The sequence below is a fragment of the Kitasatospora sp. NPDC001159 genome, from assembly GCF_053598235.1.
The window spans coordinates 26,489-44,599 of the sequence record NZ_JBSFJV010000070.1 but is presented as its reverse complement, the minus strand read 5'-3'; the positions used below and the strand labels follow the sequence as shown (position 1 = coordinate 44,599).

The 18,111-nt window shown below is 71.4% G+C and carries 18 protein-coding genes and 3 pseudogenes; 19 read left to right on the top strand and 2 right to left on the bottom strand.

The window, feature by feature from the left end; translation table 11 throughout:
• The 13 genes and pseudogenes from acnA to fdhF all read left to right on the top strand — a co-directional run.
• A partial coding sequence (acnA, locus tag ACWC9T_RS29175) for an aconitate hydratase AcnA (protein ID WP_449824030.1) occupies positions 1 to 1,873 on the top strand: 1,873 nt, incomplete at its 5' end.
• Between the two features lie 73 nt (positions 1,874 to 1,946).
• A complete protein-coding gene (locus tag ACWC9T_RS29170; RefSeq protein ID WP_449824029.1) occupies positions 1,947 to 2,276 on the top strand; it encodes a cupin domain-containing protein in 330 nt (109 codons plus the stop codon).
• Between the two features lie 41 nt (positions 2,277 to 2,317).
• A complete protein-coding gene (locus ACWC9T_RS29165; protein ID WP_449824028.1) occupies positions 2,318 to 2,854 on the top strand; it encodes a DUF488 domain-containing protein in 537 nt (178 codons plus the stop codon).
• Between the two features lie 167 nt (positions 2,855 to 3,021).
• The gene (locus ACWC9T_RS29160) at positions 3,022 to 3,747 is read left to right on the top strand and encodes a succinate dehydrogenase cytochrome b subunit (protein ID WP_449824027.1); all 726 of its coding nucleotides are present in this window, start codon (positions 3,022 to 3,024) and stop codon (positions 3,745 to 3,747) included.
• Entirely contained in the window at positions 3,744 to 5,702 is a 1,959-nt protein-coding gene (locus ACWC9T_RS29155; RefSeq protein ID WP_449824026.1) for a fumarate reductase/succinate dehydrogenase flavoprotein subunit, read from the top strand. Before ACWC9T_RS29160 ends, ACWC9T_RS29155 begins: the two co-directional genes overlap by 4 nt.
• A complete protein-coding gene (locus ACWC9T_RS29150) occupies positions 5,699 to 6,481 on the top strand; it encodes a succinate dehydrogenase/fumarate reductase iron-sulfur subunit (protein WP_449824025.1) in 783 nt (260 codons plus the stop codon). Before ACWC9T_RS29155 ends, ACWC9T_RS29150 begins: the two co-directional genes overlap by 4 nt.
• Positions 6,482 to 6,611: 130 nt before the next feature.
• Positions 6,612 to 6,773: a hypothetical protein gene (locus ACWC9T_RS29145; RefSeq protein ID WP_449824024.1), complete on the top strand. Its 162-nt coding sequence runs from the start codon at positions 6,612 to 6,614 to the stop codon at positions 6,771 to 6,773.
• A 233-nt stretch (positions 6,774 to 7,006) separates the two neighbouring features.
• Positions 7,007 to 7,627, top strand: coding sequence for a thiamine pyrophosphate-dependent enzyme (locus ACWC9T_RS29140; protein ID WP_449824023.1), 621 nt, complete (start codon positions 7,007 to 7,009; stop codon positions 7,625 to 7,627).
• Positions 7,624 to 8,097 (top strand): annotated as a pseudogene (locus tag ACWC9T_RS29135) (alpha-ketoacid dehydrogenase subunit beta); the annotation flags it as partial. The gene ACWC9T_RS29140 and the pseudogene ACWC9T_RS29135, both read left to right, overlap by 4 nt.
• A 193-nt stretch (positions 8,098 to 8,290) precedes the next feature.
• Positions 8,291 to 8,389, top strand: coding sequence for a 2-oxo acid dehydrogenase subunit E2 (locus ACWC9T_RS29130; protein ID WP_449824022.1), 99 nt, complete (start codon positions 8,291 to 8,293; stop codon positions 8,387 to 8,389).
• Between the two features lie 12 nt (positions 8,390 to 8,401).
• Positions 8,402 to 8,743, top strand: a complete 342-nt coding sequence (locus ACWC9T_RS29125) for a carboxymuconolactone decarboxylase family protein (RefSeq protein WP_449824021.1) — start codon at positions 8,402 to 8,404, stop codon at positions 8,741 to 8,743.
• Positions 8,744 to 8,802: 59 nt separating this feature from the next.
• Positions 8,803 to 10,479: an NAD(P)H-dependent oxidoreductase subunit E gene (locus ACWC9T_RS29120; RefSeq protein ID WP_449824034.1), complete on the top strand. Its 1,677-nt coding sequence runs from the start codon at positions 8,803 to 8,805 to the stop codon at positions 10,477 to 10,479.
• Positions 10,476 to 13,199, top strand: coding sequence for a formate dehydrogenase subunit alpha (gene fdhF / locus ACWC9T_RS29115; protein ID WP_449824020.1), 2,724 nt, complete (start codon positions 10,476 to 10,478; stop codon positions 13,197 to 13,199). Before ACWC9T_RS29120 ends, fdhF begins: the two co-directional genes overlap by 4 nt.
• A gap of 346 nt (positions 13,200 to 13,545) precedes the next feature.
• Here fdhF and ACWC9T_RS29110 read toward each other — a convergent pair.
• Positions 13,546 to 13,907 (bottom strand): annotated as a pseudogene (locus ACWC9T_RS29110) (DUF488 domain-containing protein).
• Between the two features lie 179 nt (positions 13,908 to 14,086).
• On the opposite strand from ACWC9T_RS29110, the gene ACWC9T_RS29105 reads away from it, so the two are divergent.
• Positions 14,087 to 14,860, top strand: coding sequence for a uracil-DNA glycosylase (locus ACWC9T_RS29105; RefSeq protein WP_449824019.1), 774 nt, complete (start codon positions 14,087 to 14,089; stop codon positions 14,858 to 14,860).
• A gap of 33 nt (positions 14,861 to 14,893) precedes the next feature.
• On the opposite strand, the gene ACWC9T_RS29100 is transcribed toward ACWC9T_RS29105, so the two are convergent.
• Positions 14,894 to 15,088, bottom strand: coding sequence for a hypothetical protein (locus ACWC9T_RS29100; protein ID WP_449824018.1), 195 nt, complete (start codon positions 15,086 to 15,088; stop codon positions 14,894 to 14,896).
• A 36-nt stretch (positions 15,089 to 15,124) separates the two neighbouring features.
• On the opposite strand from ACWC9T_RS29100, the gene folE reads away from it, so the two are divergent.
• The 5 genes and pseudogenes from folE to ACWC9T_RS29075 all read left to right on the top strand — a co-directional run.
• The gene (gene folE, locus ACWC9T_RS29095; protein ID WP_449824017.1) at positions 15,125 to 15,691 is read left to right on the top strand and encodes a GTP cyclohydrolase I; all 567 of its coding nucleotides are present in this window, start codon (positions 15,125 to 15,127) and stop codon (positions 15,689 to 15,691) included.
• A gap of 419 nt (positions 15,692 to 16,110) precedes the next feature.
• On the top strand, positions 16,111 to 16,620 hold the full coding sequence (locus tag ACWC9T_RS29090) for a beta-class carbonic anhydrase (protein WP_449824016.1): 510 nt from the start codon (positions 16,111 to 16,113) through the stop codon (positions 16,618 to 16,620).
• Positions 16,621 to 16,649: 29 nt separating this feature from the next.
• Positions 16,650 to 16,937 carry a hypothetical protein gene (locus tag ACWC9T_RS29085; RefSeq protein WP_449824015.1) on the top strand — a complete coding sequence of 96 codons (288 nt, stop codon included), beginning with the start codon at positions 16,650 to 16,652 and terminating at the stop codon, positions 16,935 to 16,937.
• Between the two features lie 204 nt (positions 16,938 to 17,141).
• Entirely contained in the window at positions 17,142 to 17,660 is a 519-nt protein-coding gene (locus ACWC9T_RS29080) for a hypothetical protein (RefSeq protein ID WP_449824014.1), read from the top strand.
• A 294-nt stretch (positions 17,661 to 17,954) separates the two neighbouring features.
• Positions 17,955 to 18,077, top strand: a pseudogene (locus ACWC9T_RS29075) (Tn3 family transposase); the annotation flags it as partial.
• Between the last annotated feature and the right edge of the window lie 34 nt (positions 18,078 to 18,111).

Sequence of the window (18,111 nt, the reverse complement as noted above, 5' to 3'; positions counted from 1 at the left end):
CCCGGAGTACGGCGCCACCTGCGCGATCTTCCCGATCGACGCCGAGACGTTGTCCTACCTGCGGCTCACCGGCCGCAGCGCCGAGCGGATCGCGCTGGTCGAGGCGTACGCCAAGGAGCAGGGCCTGTGGCACGACCCCGACCACGAGCCCGCCTACTCCGAGACCCTGGAACTGGACCTGTCGACGGTCCTGCCCTCGATCGCCGGCCCCAAGCGTCCCCAGGACCGGATCGCGCTCGCGGACGCGCCCGACGCCTTCCGCTCGGTCCTGGGCGGGTACGTGACCTGCGAACCGGCCCCGGTCGGGCTCGACGAGAGCGGCGAGGAGTCGTTCCCGGCCTCCGACCCCGTCGCGGTGACCACCGGTCACCCCGGCGACCGCCCGGCGCACTTCGACATCAAAGCGGGTGCCTGCCCGGCCAGGCCGACCGCCGTGACGCTGGAGGACGGCAGCGCCGTCGAACTCGACCACGGCGCCGTGGTGATCGCCGCGATCACCTCCTGCACCAACACCTCCAACCCGGAGGTCATGGTCGGCGCCGCTCTGCTGGCCAAGAAGGCTGTGGAGCGGGGCCTTGCGGCCAAGCCCTGGGTGAAGACCTCGCTCGCGCCGGGGTCGAAGGTGGTCATGGACTACCTCCAGCGCGCCGGCCTGATCCCCTACCTCGACCGGCTCGGCTTCGACCTCGTCGGTTACGGCTGCACCACCTGCATCGGGAACTCCGGCCCCCTGATCGAACCGGTCGCCCGTGCGGTCGCCGACAACGACCTCGCGGTGGCCGCGGTCCTGTCCGGCAACCGCAACTTCGAGGGCCGCATCCACCCGCAGACCAAGCTCAACTACCTCGCCTCCCCGCCCCTGGTGGTCGCCTACGCCCTGGCCGGCTCGATGACGGTCGACCTCACCCGCGACGCGCTCGGCACCGGCAGCGACGGCCGACCCGTCCACCTGCATGACATCTGGCCCAGCCGCGAGGAGATCCAACAGACCATCACCGCCTGTGTCCTCCCGCAGATGTTCACCCACGACTACGCGGACGTCTTCACCGGCGGCCAGGAGTGGAACGCCCTGCCCGCACCCGCCGGAGACCTGTACACCTGGGACCCCGCCTCCACCTATGTGCGACGGCCCCCGTTCTTCGAGCACATCCGCCGGGAACCCGAGCCGGTGCGCGACATCGACGGCGCCCGGGTGCTGGCCGTCCTCGGCGACTCCGTCACCACCGACCACATCTCCCCGGCCGGCGCCATCAAGGCCGACTCCCCGGCGGGTGCGTACCTGCGCGCCCGCGGCGTTGAGGCGAAGGACTTCAACTCCTACGGTTCCCGGCGCGGCAACCACGAGGTCATGATCCGCGGCACCTTCGCCAACATCCGCCTGCGCAACCTGCTCGCCCCCGGCACCGAAGGCGGCTTCACCCAACACCTGCCGACCGGCGAACAGAGCACCATCTTCGACGCCGCCACGCGCTACGCCACCGAGGGCACCCCGCTGCTGGTCATCGCCGGCAAGGAGTACGGCTCCGGCTCCTCGCGCGACTGGGCGGCCAAGGGCACCGCCCTGCTCGGGGTCAAGGCCGTCCTCGCCGAGTCCTTCGAGCGCATCCACCGCTCCAACCTCATCGGTATGGGTGTCGTGCCCCTCCAGTTCACCCCCGGCGAGAACCGCGAAACGCTCGGTCTGACCGGGGAGGAGACCTACACCGTCCACGGACTGGCCGACCTGCCCCGCGAAGTCGCCGTGACCGCCGAAGGTCCCACCGGAACCGTCCGGTTCACCGCCCGCGTCCGCATCGACACCCCCACCGAGGCCGACTACTACCGACACGGCGGCATCCTGCCCTACGCGCTGCGCGCCCTCCTCCCGGCATGACCCACGGTCCGCCGTCACGACGCGCCACCGTGAGTGCCAGGACAACGCGCGGGCGCGGTGCCAGACTCACCGCATGCAGAAGTTCTCCCTGGAAGCATCCGCCCGCGAGCACCTCGACAAGGCCAGAACCGTCCCGACCGGGCGCAGCGCCGAGACCGTCTACGGCGGCCACGAGCACCACCTGCGCCAGACCCTCCTCGCGCTGACGGCCGGCACAGAGCTGGCCGAGCACGACAGCCCTGGCGAGGCAACCTTGCTGGTGCTGCACGGCAGGGTACGGCTGCGCAGCGGCGATGCCTCGTGGGACGGCATGGCCGGGGACCTGCTGGTCGTGCCGCCCGCCCGGCACGGCCTACAGGCCTTGGAGGACGCCGCCGTCCTGCTCACCGTCGCCAAGGCGTGACGCCGTCGTCGGGCAGACCGGTCGTGCCAGCTGTCCGCGCGGTGAGACTGTTGACCTTCGGTCATGGGACAGCCGAACGCGCCGAGTTGGCCGTTCTGCTGCACGGCGCGGGTGTGCGCGCGGTCGTGGACGTCAGAACCGCTCCCGGAAGCCGCCACAACCCCGACGCGAGCCGGCAGGCGCTCACCGTCTGGCTTCCCGAGGAGGGCGTGGACTACCGGTGGGAGCGGCGGCTCGGCGGCTTCCGCAAGAAGGCTCCGGACTCGCCCGACACCTTCTGGGAGAACGACTCCTTCCGCGGCTACGCGGGCCACACCCGCAGCCCGGAGTTCCTGGCGGCCATGGACGACCTGCTGCACCAGGCTGCTGCCACGCCGACCGCAGTGATGTGCGCCAAGACCCTGTGGTGGCGCTGCCACCGCCGGATCATCGCCGACTTCGCGGTCCTCATCCGGCACGCTCGCGTCGAACACCTCGGCCACGAAGGCCGGCTGACCGAACACCATCCGACCCCGGGCGCCCGGATCCGTGCGGACGGCCTACTCGTCTACGACCGCTCCGCCAGGCCCGTCATCTGAGTGGCAAATTGCACGCATTCCGCGACGGATCCTCCGTCCTGACGCGTAGGGTGGGGCGTTGGCAGACGCGGGGCGGGAGTGCTCCGGACGGGCGATTCCGGGGCGCTCGGGCCGGTACTCCGGTGTGTCCCTGCAGCTGCCGTCCGCCTGCGGCGAATCATGGCCCGGTGACCACCGACCATTCCGTGAGGACGAGGCAGCCAGCGCCCGCGCTTTCGACGGTGGCGCTCAAGGCGGCCATGGCCGTGACCGGCCTGATCATGGTGCTGTTCCTGCTGGTCCACATGTACGGCAACCTCAAGCTCTTCTACGGCCAAGCGGAGTTCGACGACTACGCGCACCACCTGCGCACGATCGGCGAGCCGTTCCTGCCGTACACCGGGGCGCTGTGGATCATCCGGGTGGTACTGCTGATCAGCGTGCTGACCCACATCGGCTCGGCCGTGCTGCTGTGGGCGCGCTCCCGCCGGGCCACCGGTGGCCGGGGCGGCTGGCGGTACGAGAGCACCCGGGCCCGGCGCGGCGTCCAGCGCAGCTACTCCTCCTTCACGATGCGCTGGGGAGGGGTGACCATCGCCCTGTTCGTCGTCTACCACCTGCTGCACCTGACCACCGACACCATCCACCCCGGCGGCGTCTCGTCCAGCCCGTACGTGCGGACGGTGAACGGCTTCGAGATCTGGTGGGTCGTGCTCAGCTACACCGCGGCGCTGATCGCGATCGGGTTCCACCTACGGCACGGGTTCTGGGCCGCCTTCGCGACGCTCGGGGCGAACACCTCGCTCCGACGCCGCCGCCGGCTGAACGCCTGGGCGGTGGCCGTGGCGCTGGTGATCACGATCGGGTTCCTGGTCCCGCCGTACGCCGTGCTGTTCGGAGGGATCGAGGAATGAGCGAGGCAGCGGCGACCCCGGATTCGGGCCTGTACACCGTGGGCGAGCCGATCGCCGACACCAAGGCCCCCGCCGGCCCGATCGCCGAACGCTGGGACGCCCGGAAGTTCGCCGCCCGGCTGGTCAACCCCGCCAACCGCCGCAGGCTCTCGATGATCGTCATCGGCAGCGGCCTGGCCGGCGGTTCCGCCGCCGCCACCCTCGGCGAGGCCGGCTACCGGGTCGAGGTGTTCTGCTACCAGGACAGCCCCCGCCGGGCGCACAGCATCGCCGCCCAGGGCGGCATCAACGCGGCGAAGAACTACCGCAACGACGGCGACAGCGTGTTCCGGCTGTTCTACGACACCGTCAAGGGCGGGGACTTCCGCGCCCGCGAGTCCAACGTGCACCGCCTCGCCCAGGTCAGCGTCGACATCATCGACCAGTGCGTGGCCCAGGGCGTGCCGTTCGCTCGCGAGTACGGCGGGCTGCTGGACAACCGCTCCTTCGGCGGTGTGCAGGTAACGCGGACCTTCTACGCCCGCGGCCAGACCGGCCAGCAGCTGCTGCTCGGCGCCTACCAGGCCCTGGAGCGGCAGGTCGCGGCTGGCACCGTGCGGGTGCACGCGCGCCACGAGATGCTCGACCTGATCGTCATCGACGGCCGCGCCCGCGGCGTGGTGGTGCGCGACCTGGTCACCGGCACCACCACCGCGCACTTCGCCGACGCCGTCGTGCTCGCCTCCGGCGGCTACGGCAACGCCTTCTACCTGTCCACCAACGCGGTCGGCTGCAACGCCACCGCGATCTGGCGCGCGCACCGCCGGGGCGCGCTGTTCGCCAACCCGTGCTTCACCCAGATCCACCCGACCTGCATCCCGGTCAGCGGCGAGCACCAGTCCAAGCTGACGCTGATGAGCGAGTCGCTGCGCAACGACGGCCGGATCTGGGTACCCAAAGCGGCGGGCGACGGCCGCAGACCGGGCGACATCCCCGAAAAGGACCGCGACTACTACCTCGAACGCCGCTACCCCGCCTTCGGCAACCTCGTCCCGCGCGACGTCGCCTCCCGCGCGGCCAAGAACGTCTGCGACGAGGGCCGCGGGGTCGGCCCCGGCGGGCTCGGCGTCTACCTGGACTTCGCCGACGCCATCGCTCGCCTGGGGCGGCCGGTCATCGAGGAACGCTACGGCAACCTGTTCGACATGTACCGCCAGATCACCAGCGAGGACCCGTACACGGTCCCGATGCGGATCTACCCGGCGGTGCACTACACGATGGGCGGCCTATGGGTCGACTACGACCTGCAGAGCACGATCCCGGGCCTGTTCGTCATCGGTGAGGCCAACTTCTCCGACCACGGCGCCAACCGCCTCGGCGCGAGCGCCCTCATGCAGGGCCTCGCGGACGGCTACTTCGTCCTGCCCAACACTCTCGCTCACTACCTCGCCGCCGGCCCCTACGAGCCCGCGGACGAGACCCACCCCGCCGCCCGCGAAGCGCTCGCGGCCGTCCACGACCGGATCAGCCAGCTGCTGGCGGTTGACGGACGCCGCACCGTCGACTCCTTCCACCGGGAACTCGGCGCCATCCTCTGGGACCACTGCGGCATGGAACGCAACCGAGAGGGTCTGGTGCACGCCATCGGGGCCGTGCGCACGCTGCGGGAGGAGTTCTGGCGCGACGTCACCGTCCCCGGCAGCGGCGAGGAGCTCAACCAGTCGCTGGAACGGGCCGGCCGGGTCGCCGACTTCCTCGAACTCGGCGAGCTGATGTGCATCGACGCACTCCACCGCGACGAGTCCTGTGGCTGCCACTTTCGCGCCGAGCACCAGAGTGCCGATGGCGAGGCGCTGCGCGACGACGACAACTACGCCTACGTCGCCGCCTGGGAGCACACCGGCGGCCCCCCGGTCCTGCACAAGGAGCAACTCGCCTTCGAACACGTCGAACTGAAAGCGCGGAGCTACAAGTGAACATCACCCTGCGCATCTGGCGGCAGCAGGGCCCCGACCGGCCCGGACGCATGGTCGCCTACGGCGTCGATGACGCCTCGCCCGACATGTCGTTCCTCGAGGTGCTGGACGTCCTCAACGAGCGGCTGACCCTGGCGGGCGAGGAACCGATCGCCTTCGACAGCGACTGCCGAGAGGGCATCTGCGGCATGTGCGGCCTGGTGATCAACGGCATCCCGCACGGGCCCCAGGCCGGCGTCACCACCTGCCAGCTCCACATGCGCACCTTCGCCGACGGCGACGTGATCGACGTCGAGCCCTGGCGCGCCGGTCCGTTCCCGGTGATCAAGGACCTCGTCGTCGACCGCGGCGCCTTCGACCGGATCATCCAGGCCGGCGGCTACATCAGCACCCCGACCGGGTCCGCCCCCGACGCCCACAGCGTCCCGGTACCGAAGGAGGACGCCGAAGCCGCGTTCGACTCCGCCACCTGCATCGGCTGCGGCGCCTGCGTAGCAGCCTGCCCCAACAGCTCCGCCGCGCTCTTTCTCGGCGCCAAGATCACCCACCTCGGACTGCTCCCGCAGGGCCAGCCCGAGCGGCACTCACGCGCGCTGAGCATGATCAGCCAGCACGACAAAGAGGGCTTCGGCGGCTGCACCCAGATCGGCGAATGCACCGCGGTCTGCCCCAAGGACATCCAACTGGACGTCATCTCCCGCTGTCACCACGACGTACTCGCCGCCCTGTACCACCGCGGCGAGCGGCACAAGGACCACCAGGAAGGGCCCACCGCCTGACGCCTCCCACCACACGGAGCCCCGGCATCAAGCCCGGTAGCACTCCGTGCCCCTGGTGCTTCGCGGACGGCGTAGACCGACCTGCCGGCGCCCCGGTTCGCTGATAGGACGGGGTAGGGGCCGGCGGAGCATGGAAGGGACGTCTGGGATGCCGAAGGTCGCCGTCAACGGGCTCGCGCACATCGGGCGCGCCGCGCTGAAGATCCCCTGGGAGCTGGAGGGCGTCGCGGACCCCACCCATCAAATGGTCCGCGAAGCCCTCTCCGTGCTGGGCGTCAGTCATGCGCTGTGATCGCGGCGCGCGCACGCGACACCACCGGCATGTGGAAACCGCCCGACAGGCGGGGCACGCCGCCGGCGGTGAGGACGACCTCGGGTTGGCGCGTGCCAGGCACGCGCGGCGAAGGGCGCGGGGGACGGGATGAAGGTCAAGGAGATCATGACCTCGCCGGTCGTCACGGTCACCGGGCCCACACCCTGGCCATCTCCTACCGCACCGCGCCGGGACCGGACAGCGAGGCGGTGATGTGCCTGCTCGGGGGCGCCACGACCAACATCGGCGCCTTCCACGAGGCGCTCAACCTCGCCGCCGTGTGGCACCTGCCCATCGTCTACGTCATCGTCAACAACCGGCTGGGCATGGGCACCCCGGTCGCGGCAGCGGCCGGGGAGCCCGAGCTGTCCCGGCGCGGCTGCTCCTACCGCATCGTCGGCACGCGCGTGGACGGAGGCGACGTGCTCGCGGTCCGCGACGCCGCGCGAGCCGCCCTGGAGCGGGCCCGCACCCAGCACCGGCCGATGCTGCTGGAGACCGTCAGCCACCGACTGCGCGGCCACTCCGTGGTCGACCCGGCCCGCTACCGGTCCGCCGAGGAGACCCAGCGACTGCGCGAGGAGGACCCGCTGCCCGCCGTCCGGGCCCACCTGATCGACGACGGCGTCCTCAGTGAGGAGCAGGCGGCCCGGATCGAGGAGGAGGCCGAGCAGCAGGTCACCGCCGCTGTGGACTTCGCCGATGCCAGCCCGCTCCCGGCCGTCGAGGCCCTCTTCGACCACGTGTACGCCACCGAGGTGGCCAACACCCCCTACGGCCTGCCCGGCGACCCGCTGGCGAGGCCACCGCAGCCGGTGGGCGGTGAGCCGTGACCGAGAACGTCACCTACCGGCAGGCGCTGCACGACACGCTCCGCGCCGAACTGCCGCGGGACGAGAACGTCCTGCTCATCGGCGAGGAGATCGGGATCTTCGAGGGCTCCTACAAGATCACCGCCGGTCTGCTGGCAGAGTTCGGCCCACGCCGGGTGCGCGACACACCGATCTGCGAGGAGGGCTTCACCGGCGCCGCGATCGGCGCCGCCATGCTCGGACTGCGCCCGGTCGTGGAGATCATGACCATCAACTTCAGCCTGCTTGCCATCGACCAGATCATCAACCACGCGGCGAAGATGCACGCCATGTTCGGCGGCCAGGTCTCGGTACCCCTGGTGATCCGCACCCCAGGAGGCGGCGGACAGCAACTGGCCGCCACCCACTCGCAGAACCTGGAGGTCTTCTACGCCCACATCCCCGGCCTGAAGGTCGTCGCCCCCTCCACCCCCGCCGACGCCAAGGGCCTGCTCGCCGCGGCCGTGCGCGACGACGACCCGGTGATCCTCCTGGAGAACCTGGCGCTGTACAACACCCGGGGCGAAGTGCCCGACGGCGACCACACGGTGCCGATCGGTACCGCCGCCGTCACCAAACCGGGCCGCGACCTGACGTGGTCGCGGGCGACGCGAAGTCGTCGCGGGCACGGTGATGGCGCTCACCTTGTCCATCGACCACCGCGTCCTCGACGGCGCCAGCGGCGCCGCCTTCCTCGCCGACCTCAAGGTCCTGCTCGAACAACCCCTGCGCATCGTCGTGTAACCGGAGGCACCCATGACCGAGAACGTCTACCACCCCGCCACGCCCGGGATCGGCGCCCGTCGCGCCCAGCTCGCCCCGGCCGTCAACGAGGCGTTCGAGAACTTCAGCCGCGCCGTGTTCGCCGAGGGCGCGCTGCAGGAGAAGACCAAGCAACTGATCGCGGTGGCCGTCGCCCATGTCACCCAGTGCCCGTACTGCATCCAGGGCCACACCCGCCTCGCGCAGCGCAAGGGCAACAGCCCGCAGGAGATCATGGAGGCGATCTGGGTCGCCGCCGAAATGCGCGCAGGCGGCGCCTACGCCCACTCCACCCTCGCCCTGCATGCCATGGGCGAGACCGAACCCCACCAGTGACCCGCGACATCGGGCGGCCCGGGGACGCGGCGGTCCACGAGCGTTTGGAGGACGGTGGCATGAATGCGGCAGCCCGCTACGACGCCTTCCGGGAACTCGCCCGGCGACGTGGACGACCCGGCGAACGGCTCCTGGAGTCCCTGGCCCAGGCCCGCAGCACCACCGGGGACAACCCGGCGGTGTGGGCGCCAGGGGTCGCCGCGCAGGCGGGACTTCCGGCCGCGTCGGGATTCGGCCCGGCCAGCTACTACGCCGACCTGGCGGCCCCGCACGGCCGACGTCACGTGCGTGTGTGCACGGCCACGGCATGCTTCGCCGCCCAGGGTGGACGCCACTTGGGCGAGGCGGAGCGCGTGCTGGGCGTGACGGCCGACCAGGTGAGCGCGGACGGGTCGGTCTCGCTGCAGGCGGTGCGGTGCCTGGGGTACTGCTACGCGGGCCCGGCAGCGCTCGACGGCGACGCGCCCTGCACCGGAGCCGGTCTGGCGGCCCAGCTCGCCGGACGGCAGGTCCACCACGACCCGCCGATGCCGGCAGCCGACACCACCGGCGATCCGGTGCTGCTCGCGGGCATCACCGCCGGCCAGGCGTCCTGGCAGGTGTGGCCGCGCGTGGTCGCCCGCGCGACGCCCGATGGGGTCCACGCCGAGGTGGCCGCCTCCGGGCTGCGGGGGCGGGGCGGCGCCGGCTTCCCGGTAGCGGCCAAGTGGGCCGCAGCCAGGCGACGCCCGGGCACGGTGGTCATCGCCAACGGCGACGAGGGCGACCCCGGATCCTTCGCCGACCGGCTGCTGATGGAGCAGGACCCCGCCCGGGTCCTGGAAGGCCTGGTGCTGGCCTGCTTCGCCTGCGGGGCGAGCGAGGGTGTGGTGCTGGTGCGGTCGGAGTACCCCCGGGCGCTGGCTCGGATGCGCGAGGCGGTGGCCCGCGCGTACGCGGACGGCCACCTCGGGGCCGGGGTGCACGGCAGCCCGATCAGCCTGGAGGTGCGGGTGCTGGCGGGCGCGGGCTCCTACATCGCCGGGGAGGAGACCGCGCTGATCGCCGGCCTGGAGGGGGACCGGGGCTGTGCGAGGGCGCGTCCGCCCTACCCGACCGACCACGGCCTGTGGCAGGCGCCGACCGTAGTCAACAACGTGGAGACGCTGGTGGCCCTCCCGTGGATCGTCGCTCGCGGCGGCGCCGCGTATGCCCGCCGCGGGGTGCCGGAGCAGGCCGGCACCAAGTTGGTCAGCCTCTCCGAACGCTTCGCCCGCCCGGGCGTCTACGAGGTCGAGTTCGGGGTGCCGCTGCGCTGGATCACCAGCGGCCTGGGCGGCGGCCTGCGGGACGGCGCCGCGCTCGCCGTGCTGCAGGTCGGCGGCCCACTCGGCGGATTCCTGGCACCCGATGCGCTGGACGTGCCGCTGACCGACCGTGAGCTGGCCGGGCGCGGGACCGCCCTGGGCCACGCTGGCCTGGTGGCGGTGGACCAGCGGGTGGAGCCGCTCGAGGTGCTGCGGCACGTGTGGGAGTTCGCCGAGGCGGAGAGCTGCGGGGCCTGCTCCCCGTGCCGCGTCGGCTCCCGGCGTGGGTTTGACCTGGCCTGCGGCCAGGAGGCGCCGGGAGCGGAGTACGGGCGGCTGCTGGACCTGATGGCCGAGGCCAGCCTGTGCGCCTTCGGCCGCCGGGTGCCGCCGTCGGTGCGCAGCCTGGCCCGCGCCTACGGCAACCGGCTCGCGGGGTGGGACCAGTGAGGTGCCTTCAGATCGACGGCCGGGACGTCACCGTCCATGACGGGGCCTCGCTGCTGGAGGCGGCGCGCTCGGCCGGCATCGACCTGCCGACGCTGTGCCACGACGACCGACTCACCCCGGTGGGATCCTGCCGGGCCTGTCTGGTCCGCGTGAACGGCACGGTCACCGCCGCCTGCGTCACCCCCGCCGCCGACGCCGACCACGTGGAGACGGCCGGCGAGGAGCTGGAACGGCTACGCCACGACGCGGTCGAGCTGATCGCCGCCGCACTGCCGCGCCGAGCGCTGGACGGCTCCGACAGCGAATTGGCGGCACTGTGTGCCCGGCTGGGCATCGGACCGGAAGCCACCCGGGGCACCGGGGGCCGCGGACGCGACGACTCCCACCCCTATGTCCACCTCGACCGCGACCTGTGCATCGCCTGCGGCCGCTGCGTCAGGATGTGCGCCGAGGTGCAGGGCACCTTCGCGCTCACCCTGGTCGGCCGCGGCGCCGAGACCGTGGTCGCCCCTGGCACCGGAGGCCGATGGGTGGACTCCGACTGCGTCGCCTGCGGCGGCTGCGTCGACACCTGCCCCACCGGCGCGATCTGGCAACCCGGCTTGGCGCCCGGCGCCGCGGCCCACCGCCCGCCGGCCGAGAGCACCCGCACCACCTGCGGTTACTGCGGCGTGGGCTGCTCACTGGAGGCCGTCACCGAAGGCGGCCGTGTGGCCGCCGTACTGCCGGACCGCACCGGGCCGGTCAACCGGGGCCACGCCTGCGTCAAGGGCCGCTTCGCGCACGGCTTCGCGCGTTCCCCCGAACGGCTCACCCAGCCCCTCGTCCGCCGGGGCGACAGCCTGGAGCCCGCCACCTGGGAGGAAGCGCTCGACCAGATCGCCCGCGGGCTGCGCGCCGCGATCGAGACCGGCGGGCCGGACGCGGTCGCGGCGATCTCCTCGGCGCGGGCCACCAACGAGGAGAACTACCTGCTCCAGAAGTTCCTGCGGACCGTCATCGGTACCAACAACATCGACAACTGTTCCCGGCTGTGCCACTCGCCCTCCGCCACCGGCCTGACGGCCTCCTTCGGCTTGGCCGGCGGCACCGACCCCCTCGACGACCTCGACCAGGCCGACTGCCTGCTGATCGTCGGCGCCAACCCCGTCGAGGCCCACCCGGTGGTCGGTGCCCGCCTGCTCGGCCTCGCCCTGCACGGCGCGAAGCTGATCGTCGCCGACCCACGCGCCGTGGGGCTCGCCCGCCACGCCGACCTCCACCTGCGCCCCCGGCCCGGCAGCAACGTCGCCCTGTTCCACGGCATCGCCCACGTCCTGCTCGCCGAACACCTGACCGACGAGGACTTCCTGCGCCGCCGCGCCACCGGACTGGCCGATCTCACCGCGCTGCTCGCCGACTACCCGCCCGAGCGGGCCGCCGCCCTCACCGGCGTCCCGGCCGGGGACATCGTCGCGGCGGCCAGGACCTTCGGCCGCGCGAAACGGCCCGGCATCATCTACGGCCTCGGCGTCACCGAGCACCTGCACGGCACGGACGGCGTGCGGGCGCTGGCCAACCTCACGATCCTGCACGGCGCCGTCGGCACCGACCACGGCTGCGGCATCATCCCGCTGCGCGGCCAGAACAACGTCCAGGGCGCCTCCGACATGGGCGCCCTGCCCGACGTCCTGCCCGGCTACGGCAAGGTCACCGACCCGCTGGCACGCGCCCGCGCCGAGCAGGTGTGGGACAGCCGGGTCCCGGCGCGCCCCGGGCTACGCATCCCGGACATGTTCGCGGCCGCCCGCGCGGGCGACCTTCGGGCACTGTGGATCGTCGGCGAGGACGTCTGCGCCACCGACCCGGACGCCACCCGCGTGGCCGAAGCCCTCGACGCCTGCCCCCTGGTGATCTGCCACGAGCTGTTCCTGTCCGCCACCGCGCGCCACGCCGACGTCGTCCTGCCCGCCGCCTCCTGGCTGGAGAAGGACGGCACCTTCGTCAACCTCGACCGCCGCTTCCAGCGCGTCCGCCCGGCCGCCCTGCCCCCGGGCGAGGCACGCAGCGACTTCTACGCCATCAACGCCATCGCCACCGCTCTCGGCGCCGACCTGCGCTGCCCCACCCCTGCCGACGCCCTGGCCGAATGCGCCCGGCTCACCCCGCACTTCGCCGGCCTCTCCCACCAGCGCCTGGACCAGGAAGGAGCCATCCCCTGGCCCTGCCCGCACCCCGACCGCCCGGGTGAGGCCAAGCTCTACACCGATCGCTTCGCCACCCCCGACGGGCGGGCCCACCTGGCCGCCGTCCCCTACCTGCCCCCGGGAGAAGAACCCGACGCGAGCTTCCCCCTCGTCCTGGTCACCGGCCGCCGCCTGATGCACTACAACTCCGGCAGCATGACCCGCCGCACCGACAACCTCCGCCTCGCCCCACTCGACCAGCTCGACATCCACCCCGACGACGCCGCCCGGCACGGCCTGCGCGACGGCGACCCGACCACCGTCGCCAGCCGCCACGGACACGCCTCGCTGATCGCCCGCGTCACCACCGAGACCGCCCCCGGCCAGCTCTTCTGCGCCTTCCACTTCCCGGACGACCAGGTCAACACCGTCACCTCGCCACACGCCGACCTGGCCACCTCCTGCCCCGAATACAAGGTCACCGCCGTACGCCTGCACCCCCACCCACAAACGGGCAGCACCGGCACTCGGGCCGAAGACGACACTCCCGGGTAACGGCCGGCACTCCGCCCAGGAGCACCGCCCACCGCGGCGACCGAACCGGACACGACCGCTCCGTGCCCATGCAGTGGCCTGCCCACCGGCCGGGGAGGCACGATCGAATGCGGAGAGCTTCCCGTGCCGGGAAGGAGGCCATTCATGTCCACCCGGCATCGCGTCAGACCGATGATGTACGACGTCTTCGCGCCGCCCCTGCGGATCACCACCACGAACGCTCCCGCTCGGCCAAAGTCCTCCACCTGGAGGGAGATGCCGGCCTCGACCAGCGCAAGAAACTGGACAACGCCTTCGCCCGGGCGATCGCCGAGCGCCCGGCCAAACTGGTTCCCGCCCGTACCGGCTACCGCTTCTGGGCCGGCCACGCGGCGAGGACGGCGGCCTGGCTGCGGTCCACGTCCCGGGTGGCGGTCAGCAGCGTGAGCTTGTCGTGCGCGGCGAGGTCACACAGATGATCGGCGGCCTGCCGATGTCCTGGATCGCGTAGCTCGGTCAGGTACCGGCGGCGGAACTCGACGAAGCGACTGGGCTCGTGACCGTACCACTTGCGCAGTTCGCTCGTGGGGCGACATCGCGCAGCCACGCGTCCAGGTGGGCGTCCTCCTTGCGCATGCCCCTCGGCCAGACGCGGTCGACGAGCACGCGCCTGCCGTCCTGAGGGGAGGTCTCTTCGTAGACTCGCCGGTAGGTGACCTGTCCGGCCATGACGGCACCCTCCCTCCAGACCAGATCGGCCGCCCCGGCCCGAAGCCAGCGGATGGCCCTGCCGCCTTGGGCGTGTCCGACGTGCCCATTTTATCGACGACCGCACCCGCGAGCCGCTCGAGCGTCCACCGGGAGCACACGACCGTCCGGACACAGCCGCCGCGAGGAGGAAGATGCGCATGCGCAGCAGTCACACGACGACGGAGGCGCACGACTTCCCCGCGGTGACGGCTCCACGGATGAGCACCGTCCGAGAGCTGGACGCTGCGGTGGCCACCTGCCGGGCCTGCCCGCGGCTGGTGGTCTGGCGGGAGGAAGCCGCCCGCACCAAGCGCAGGGCCTTCAGAGACTGGGAGTACTGGGCGCGTCCGGTGCCCGGCTTCGGACCGCCGGACGCCCCGCTGGCGATCATCGGGCTGGCCCCGGCCGCGCACGGGGGCAATCGCACCGGCCGCATCTTCACCGGTGACCCGTCCGGCGACGCCCTGTATGCCGCCCTGTACGACCTCGGACTGGCCTCCCAGCCGACCGCCACCCACCGCGACGACGGACTCGAACTGTACGGAGTGCGGATCACCGTGCCGGTGCACTGCGCACCTCCCGACAACCGACCCACCACCACCGAGCGCGACACCTGCCGCCCGTGGCTCGCCCGGGAGCTCGAACTGCTGCGCCCGACACTACGGACGATCCTGGTACTCGGCGCGTTCGCCTGGCAGTCGCTGCTGCCCGTGCTGGTCGGCGCCGGATGGCAACTTCCCAGGCCGCGCCCGGTCTTCGGACACGGCGCCGAAGCCCTGGTCGTCGATCCCCTCGGCGAGCGCGAGGTGCGCCTGATCGGTGGCTACCACCCCAGCCAGCGCAACATGTCCACCCGCACCCTCACCCCCGCCATGCTCCGCGACGTGCTGCGCCTGGGCGCCGAGGACGCCGGACTGCCGATCCGTACGTGAGTGCGCCACCGAGCATCCTCCGCCCGCCTCTCGTCATGGCCGCCCGGCGTGCAAGCCGGCCGCGAGCTTCCCGGCCAGCTCCTCCCAGCTGGCGTCGAACTTCGCCACACCCTCGTCCTCCAGCACCTGAACAACGTCCATGTAGTCGATGCCAGGGGCAGCCAGGCCCTCCAGCGTCTCGTGCGCCTCGGCGTAGGCGTCACGTGGGCTGCTGTCCGGCCCCGGCACATCAGCCCCGACCAGTGGCAGCGTTTCGAGGCCAACATGCGGGAGATCTTCACCGCGCTGGGCATGCCCGCCGACATGCCCTCCACCGTGGACACGCCGCGCCGGTTCCTGCGCGCCCTGCACGAGGCAACCAGCGGCTACGAGGGGGACGAGAAGCTGGTCACCGCATTCCCCACCGAGTGCCGGGGCGGCCCGGACTGCCGGATCGGCCAGGTGGTGGAAGGGCCGATCCCCTTCTTCTCGCTGTGCGAGCACCACAGCCTGCCGTTCTTCGGCACCGCCCGCGTCGGTTACATCGTCCACGAACACATCCTCGGTTTGTCCAAAGTCACCAGGTTGGTGCGCCTGTTCGCCCGCCGCTTCTCCGTACAAGAGCGCATCGGCCAGCAGCTCGCCGACGCCCTCGAACGCATCCTGCAGCCGCACGGCGTCGCCGTACACCTTGAGGCAGTCCACCTGCGCACGCAGATGCGCGGCGTCCGCGAGATCGAGTCCAGTACCCGCACCACCTACTGGCGCGGCAACTACGACACCGAAGACCAACTCCGCGTCGAGTTCTTCGAACTGTGCGGCCCCAGGGGCGTCGGCCGTGGCCGCGCCTGACCCCCGACCTCCTGCCGAGAGCCTGCACGCGCGGCCACTCCGGTACAGTACGAAGATCCCATACTCCCGCGCTGGACCCCGCCGCCGGTCCTGGTAGACCTCTACGGTGGCGAGGTCGGGTTTACCGGACCCTGCCGCCCGGGCGACGCCACGCCGCAGACCTCCTCAGCGCAAGACGGGACGCGTCCTCCCTGTTCCTGCGCTACCGGTTCCACCAGCCCCGCCGCGACGCACCATGCCTGGGGCCGAATGAGGCGAGCACGCATGCGGAGCCCGGTCACCTCGGCCATGGTGGACATTGGCGGAGCCAGCCGGTGGAGAGACGCTGAAAGAAACCGCGCTCACTACGACCAGACAGCAGCCCCGGCGGGGTCCCGGCTCCCGCCGCCCGTGCTGGTCGGCCAAGGGAGGAGGCACAGATGTCGGCCACTGACCGCTACCTGAAGAACAACGAGGAGTACGCCACCCGCTTCCCCGGCCTGCTTCCAGGTCCGCCGTCGGGACAGGTCGCCGTCGTCGCCTGCATGGACTCGCGGATGGACATCTACGCGATCCTCGGTCTGCGGCCGGGCGAGGCGAACGTGATCCGCAACGCGGGCGGAGTCATCACCGATGACGAGATCCGCTCCCTCGCGATCAGTCAGCGGTTCTTGGGAACGCGCGAGATCATCCTCATCCACCACACCGACTGCCCGCTGCTCGACATCAGCGACGACGTGTTCAAGAAGCAGATCCAGTCCGAGGCGGGGATCAGACCGCACTGGCCGGTGGAGAGCTTCCGGGACTTGGAGATCGATGTCCGGCGCTCGATCTGGCGGGTCAAGAGCAGCGCGTTCCTGCAGCACCGCGACGCCATCCGAGGCTTCATCTACGACGTCACCACCGGACGACTGACCGAAGTGACTCAACCCGCCTCGCCGGTGCACTGAGCTGGCTCGATCCGGGAAAGGGACAAACAGTGGCTGCGGACATCCAGGTCGAATCCCTGGGCGATCATGAGTACCTCGTGCGGTTCCCCGCGGCCGGCGAAGAGATCACCTCCCGCTTCCAGGCGACTGAAGCCATCATCGACCAGCTGCACATCCCGGGCGCCGATGAGACGCGGATCGTGCAGGAGACTGCCGTGTTTCTCGCTGAGCGGCAACCGGTGATCGACATCCCGCCGATGATCGACCTCGATGACGTCGCAGCCGCCTACGGCGACGACTATCTTCAGGAACTCAGCCGCCGCCTCAAGCCCCTGTGACGCCAGTCGGACCGTGACCAGTGGGTGAGCACGGCAGCCAGTGTGAGACCCAGCGTGGCGCTGCGAGACCGACCGCCCCAATGATTCGCCCAGACGCTCAGGCTGATGCGAACAGGGCAAGCGCGGTGACCGGACCGCCATCGCTCGGCAGCCGACATCGTGTGGCGTTGAGGTGCCGATCGTGGCGATTCGGCAGGACAGGAGATGCGACAGCCTGCAGTCTGTGCCTCCCTGGTGCTCAGCGAGTCGATCGAAGGGAAGAAACCCGTGGGCCTGCCGCTGTTCGCCGGCCATGTCCTCGTCCGGCTCCACGACGGCGCACCGGAGTTGGCGGAAGCGCTGCTGAACGCCCTTGAGGTGTCGTTCCCGACACACACCGGCCGCGGGCAGACCCACCCCTGCAACGTGTGGGAGGACCCGCCCACCATGACCCCGGAAGGCACACGCACGGCGGTCGTGTCCGGCCCAACGAGCAGCTGGGTCGCACCCGGCAATGGCCCCGCAGTGATCTTCTCCCAGGCATTCGACATCATCGGCAAACACGTCGGGCCGAACCCGGCGCCCCTCATGGGGGGCATCACCGCCGACCTCCTCGGCACCCCGAAGGATGTGGAGACGATCGCCAGCGTGTTGGCCGAGCTGTTCCAGGTCAGAGAGGAAGCCCGTCAGGTACAGGGCCCGCACATCCTGGCCCGGCTACGGCTCGAGCCTCGAACCGAGTGACAACGCCCACGGTCTCCCGCAGCAGGGACGGGCGAAGCGCAAGGACGCCGTCCACCGCAGTGGGAGTGCCATGAACTCCGCGCAGGGGTCTGTACGGTCTTCGGCTCATACAAGATTTTCGTAGGCGGTGACGTCCGGGCACCGCAGTACCGGCCCACCCTGGCGACCCCCCTACCGCGACTACCTACGCCGACGCCGGACCGAGGACCCGGCGGTGCCCGTCACCCACCTTCTGCGCGAGATCAAGGAGCTGGGCTACCCCGGCAGTGCGAACCTCCTGGTCCGCTACATCGGTACATGGACGCTGCGGCGAAGCAGCTGCGGACGGACGGTTTCGACGTCCGTGACGAGGACGTGGCTCGCCTCTCATCGTTCGTGCGGCACCACATCAACATGCTCGGCCGGTACTCCTCCAGTTCCCTGACCTGTCCGGCGGCCTGCGACCACTGCG

Bases quoted from the DNA above. Each gene is read 5' to 3' on its own strand.
- ACWC9T_RS29170 (WP_449824029.1), top strand. From the start codon at position 1,947: ATGCAGAAGTTCTCCCTGGAAGCATCCGCCCGCGAGCACCTCGACAAG.
- ACWC9T_RS29155 (WP_449824026.1), top strand. From the start codon at position 3,744: ATGAGCGAGGCAGCGGCGACCCCGGATTCGGGCCTGTACACCGTGGGC.
- ACWC9T_RS29145 (WP_449824024.1), top strand. From the start codon at position 6,612: ATGGAAGGGACGTCTGGGATGCCGAAGGTCGCCGTCAACGGGCTCGCG.
- ACWC9T_RS29140 (WP_449824023.1), top strand. From the start codon at position 7,007: ATGTGCCTGCTCGGGGGCGCCACGACCAACATCGGCGCCTTCCACGAG.
- ACWC9T_RS29125 (WP_449824021.1), top strand. From the start codon at position 8,402: ATGACCGAGAACGTCTACCACCCCGCCACGCCCGGGATCGGCGCCCGT.
- ACWC9T_RS29120 (WP_449824034.1), top strand. From the start codon at position 8,803: ATGAATGCGGCAGCCCGCTACGACGCCTTCCGGGAACTCGCCCGGCGA.
- ACWC9T_RS29105 (WP_449824019.1), top strand. From the start codon at position 14,087: ATGCGCAGCAGTCACACGACGACGGAGGCGCACGACTTCCCCGCGGTG.
- folE (WP_449824017.1), top strand. From the start codon at position 15,125: ATGCGGGAGATCTTCACCGCGCTGGGCATGCCCGCCGACATGCCCTCC.
- ACWC9T_RS29090 (WP_449824016.1), top strand. From the start codon at position 16,111: ATGTCGGCCACTGACCGCTACCTGAAGAACAACGAGGAGTACGCCACC.
- ACWC9T_RS29080 (WP_449824014.1), top strand. From the start codon at position 17,142: ATGCGACAGCCTGCAGTCTGTGCCTCCCTGGTGCTCAGCGAGTCGATC.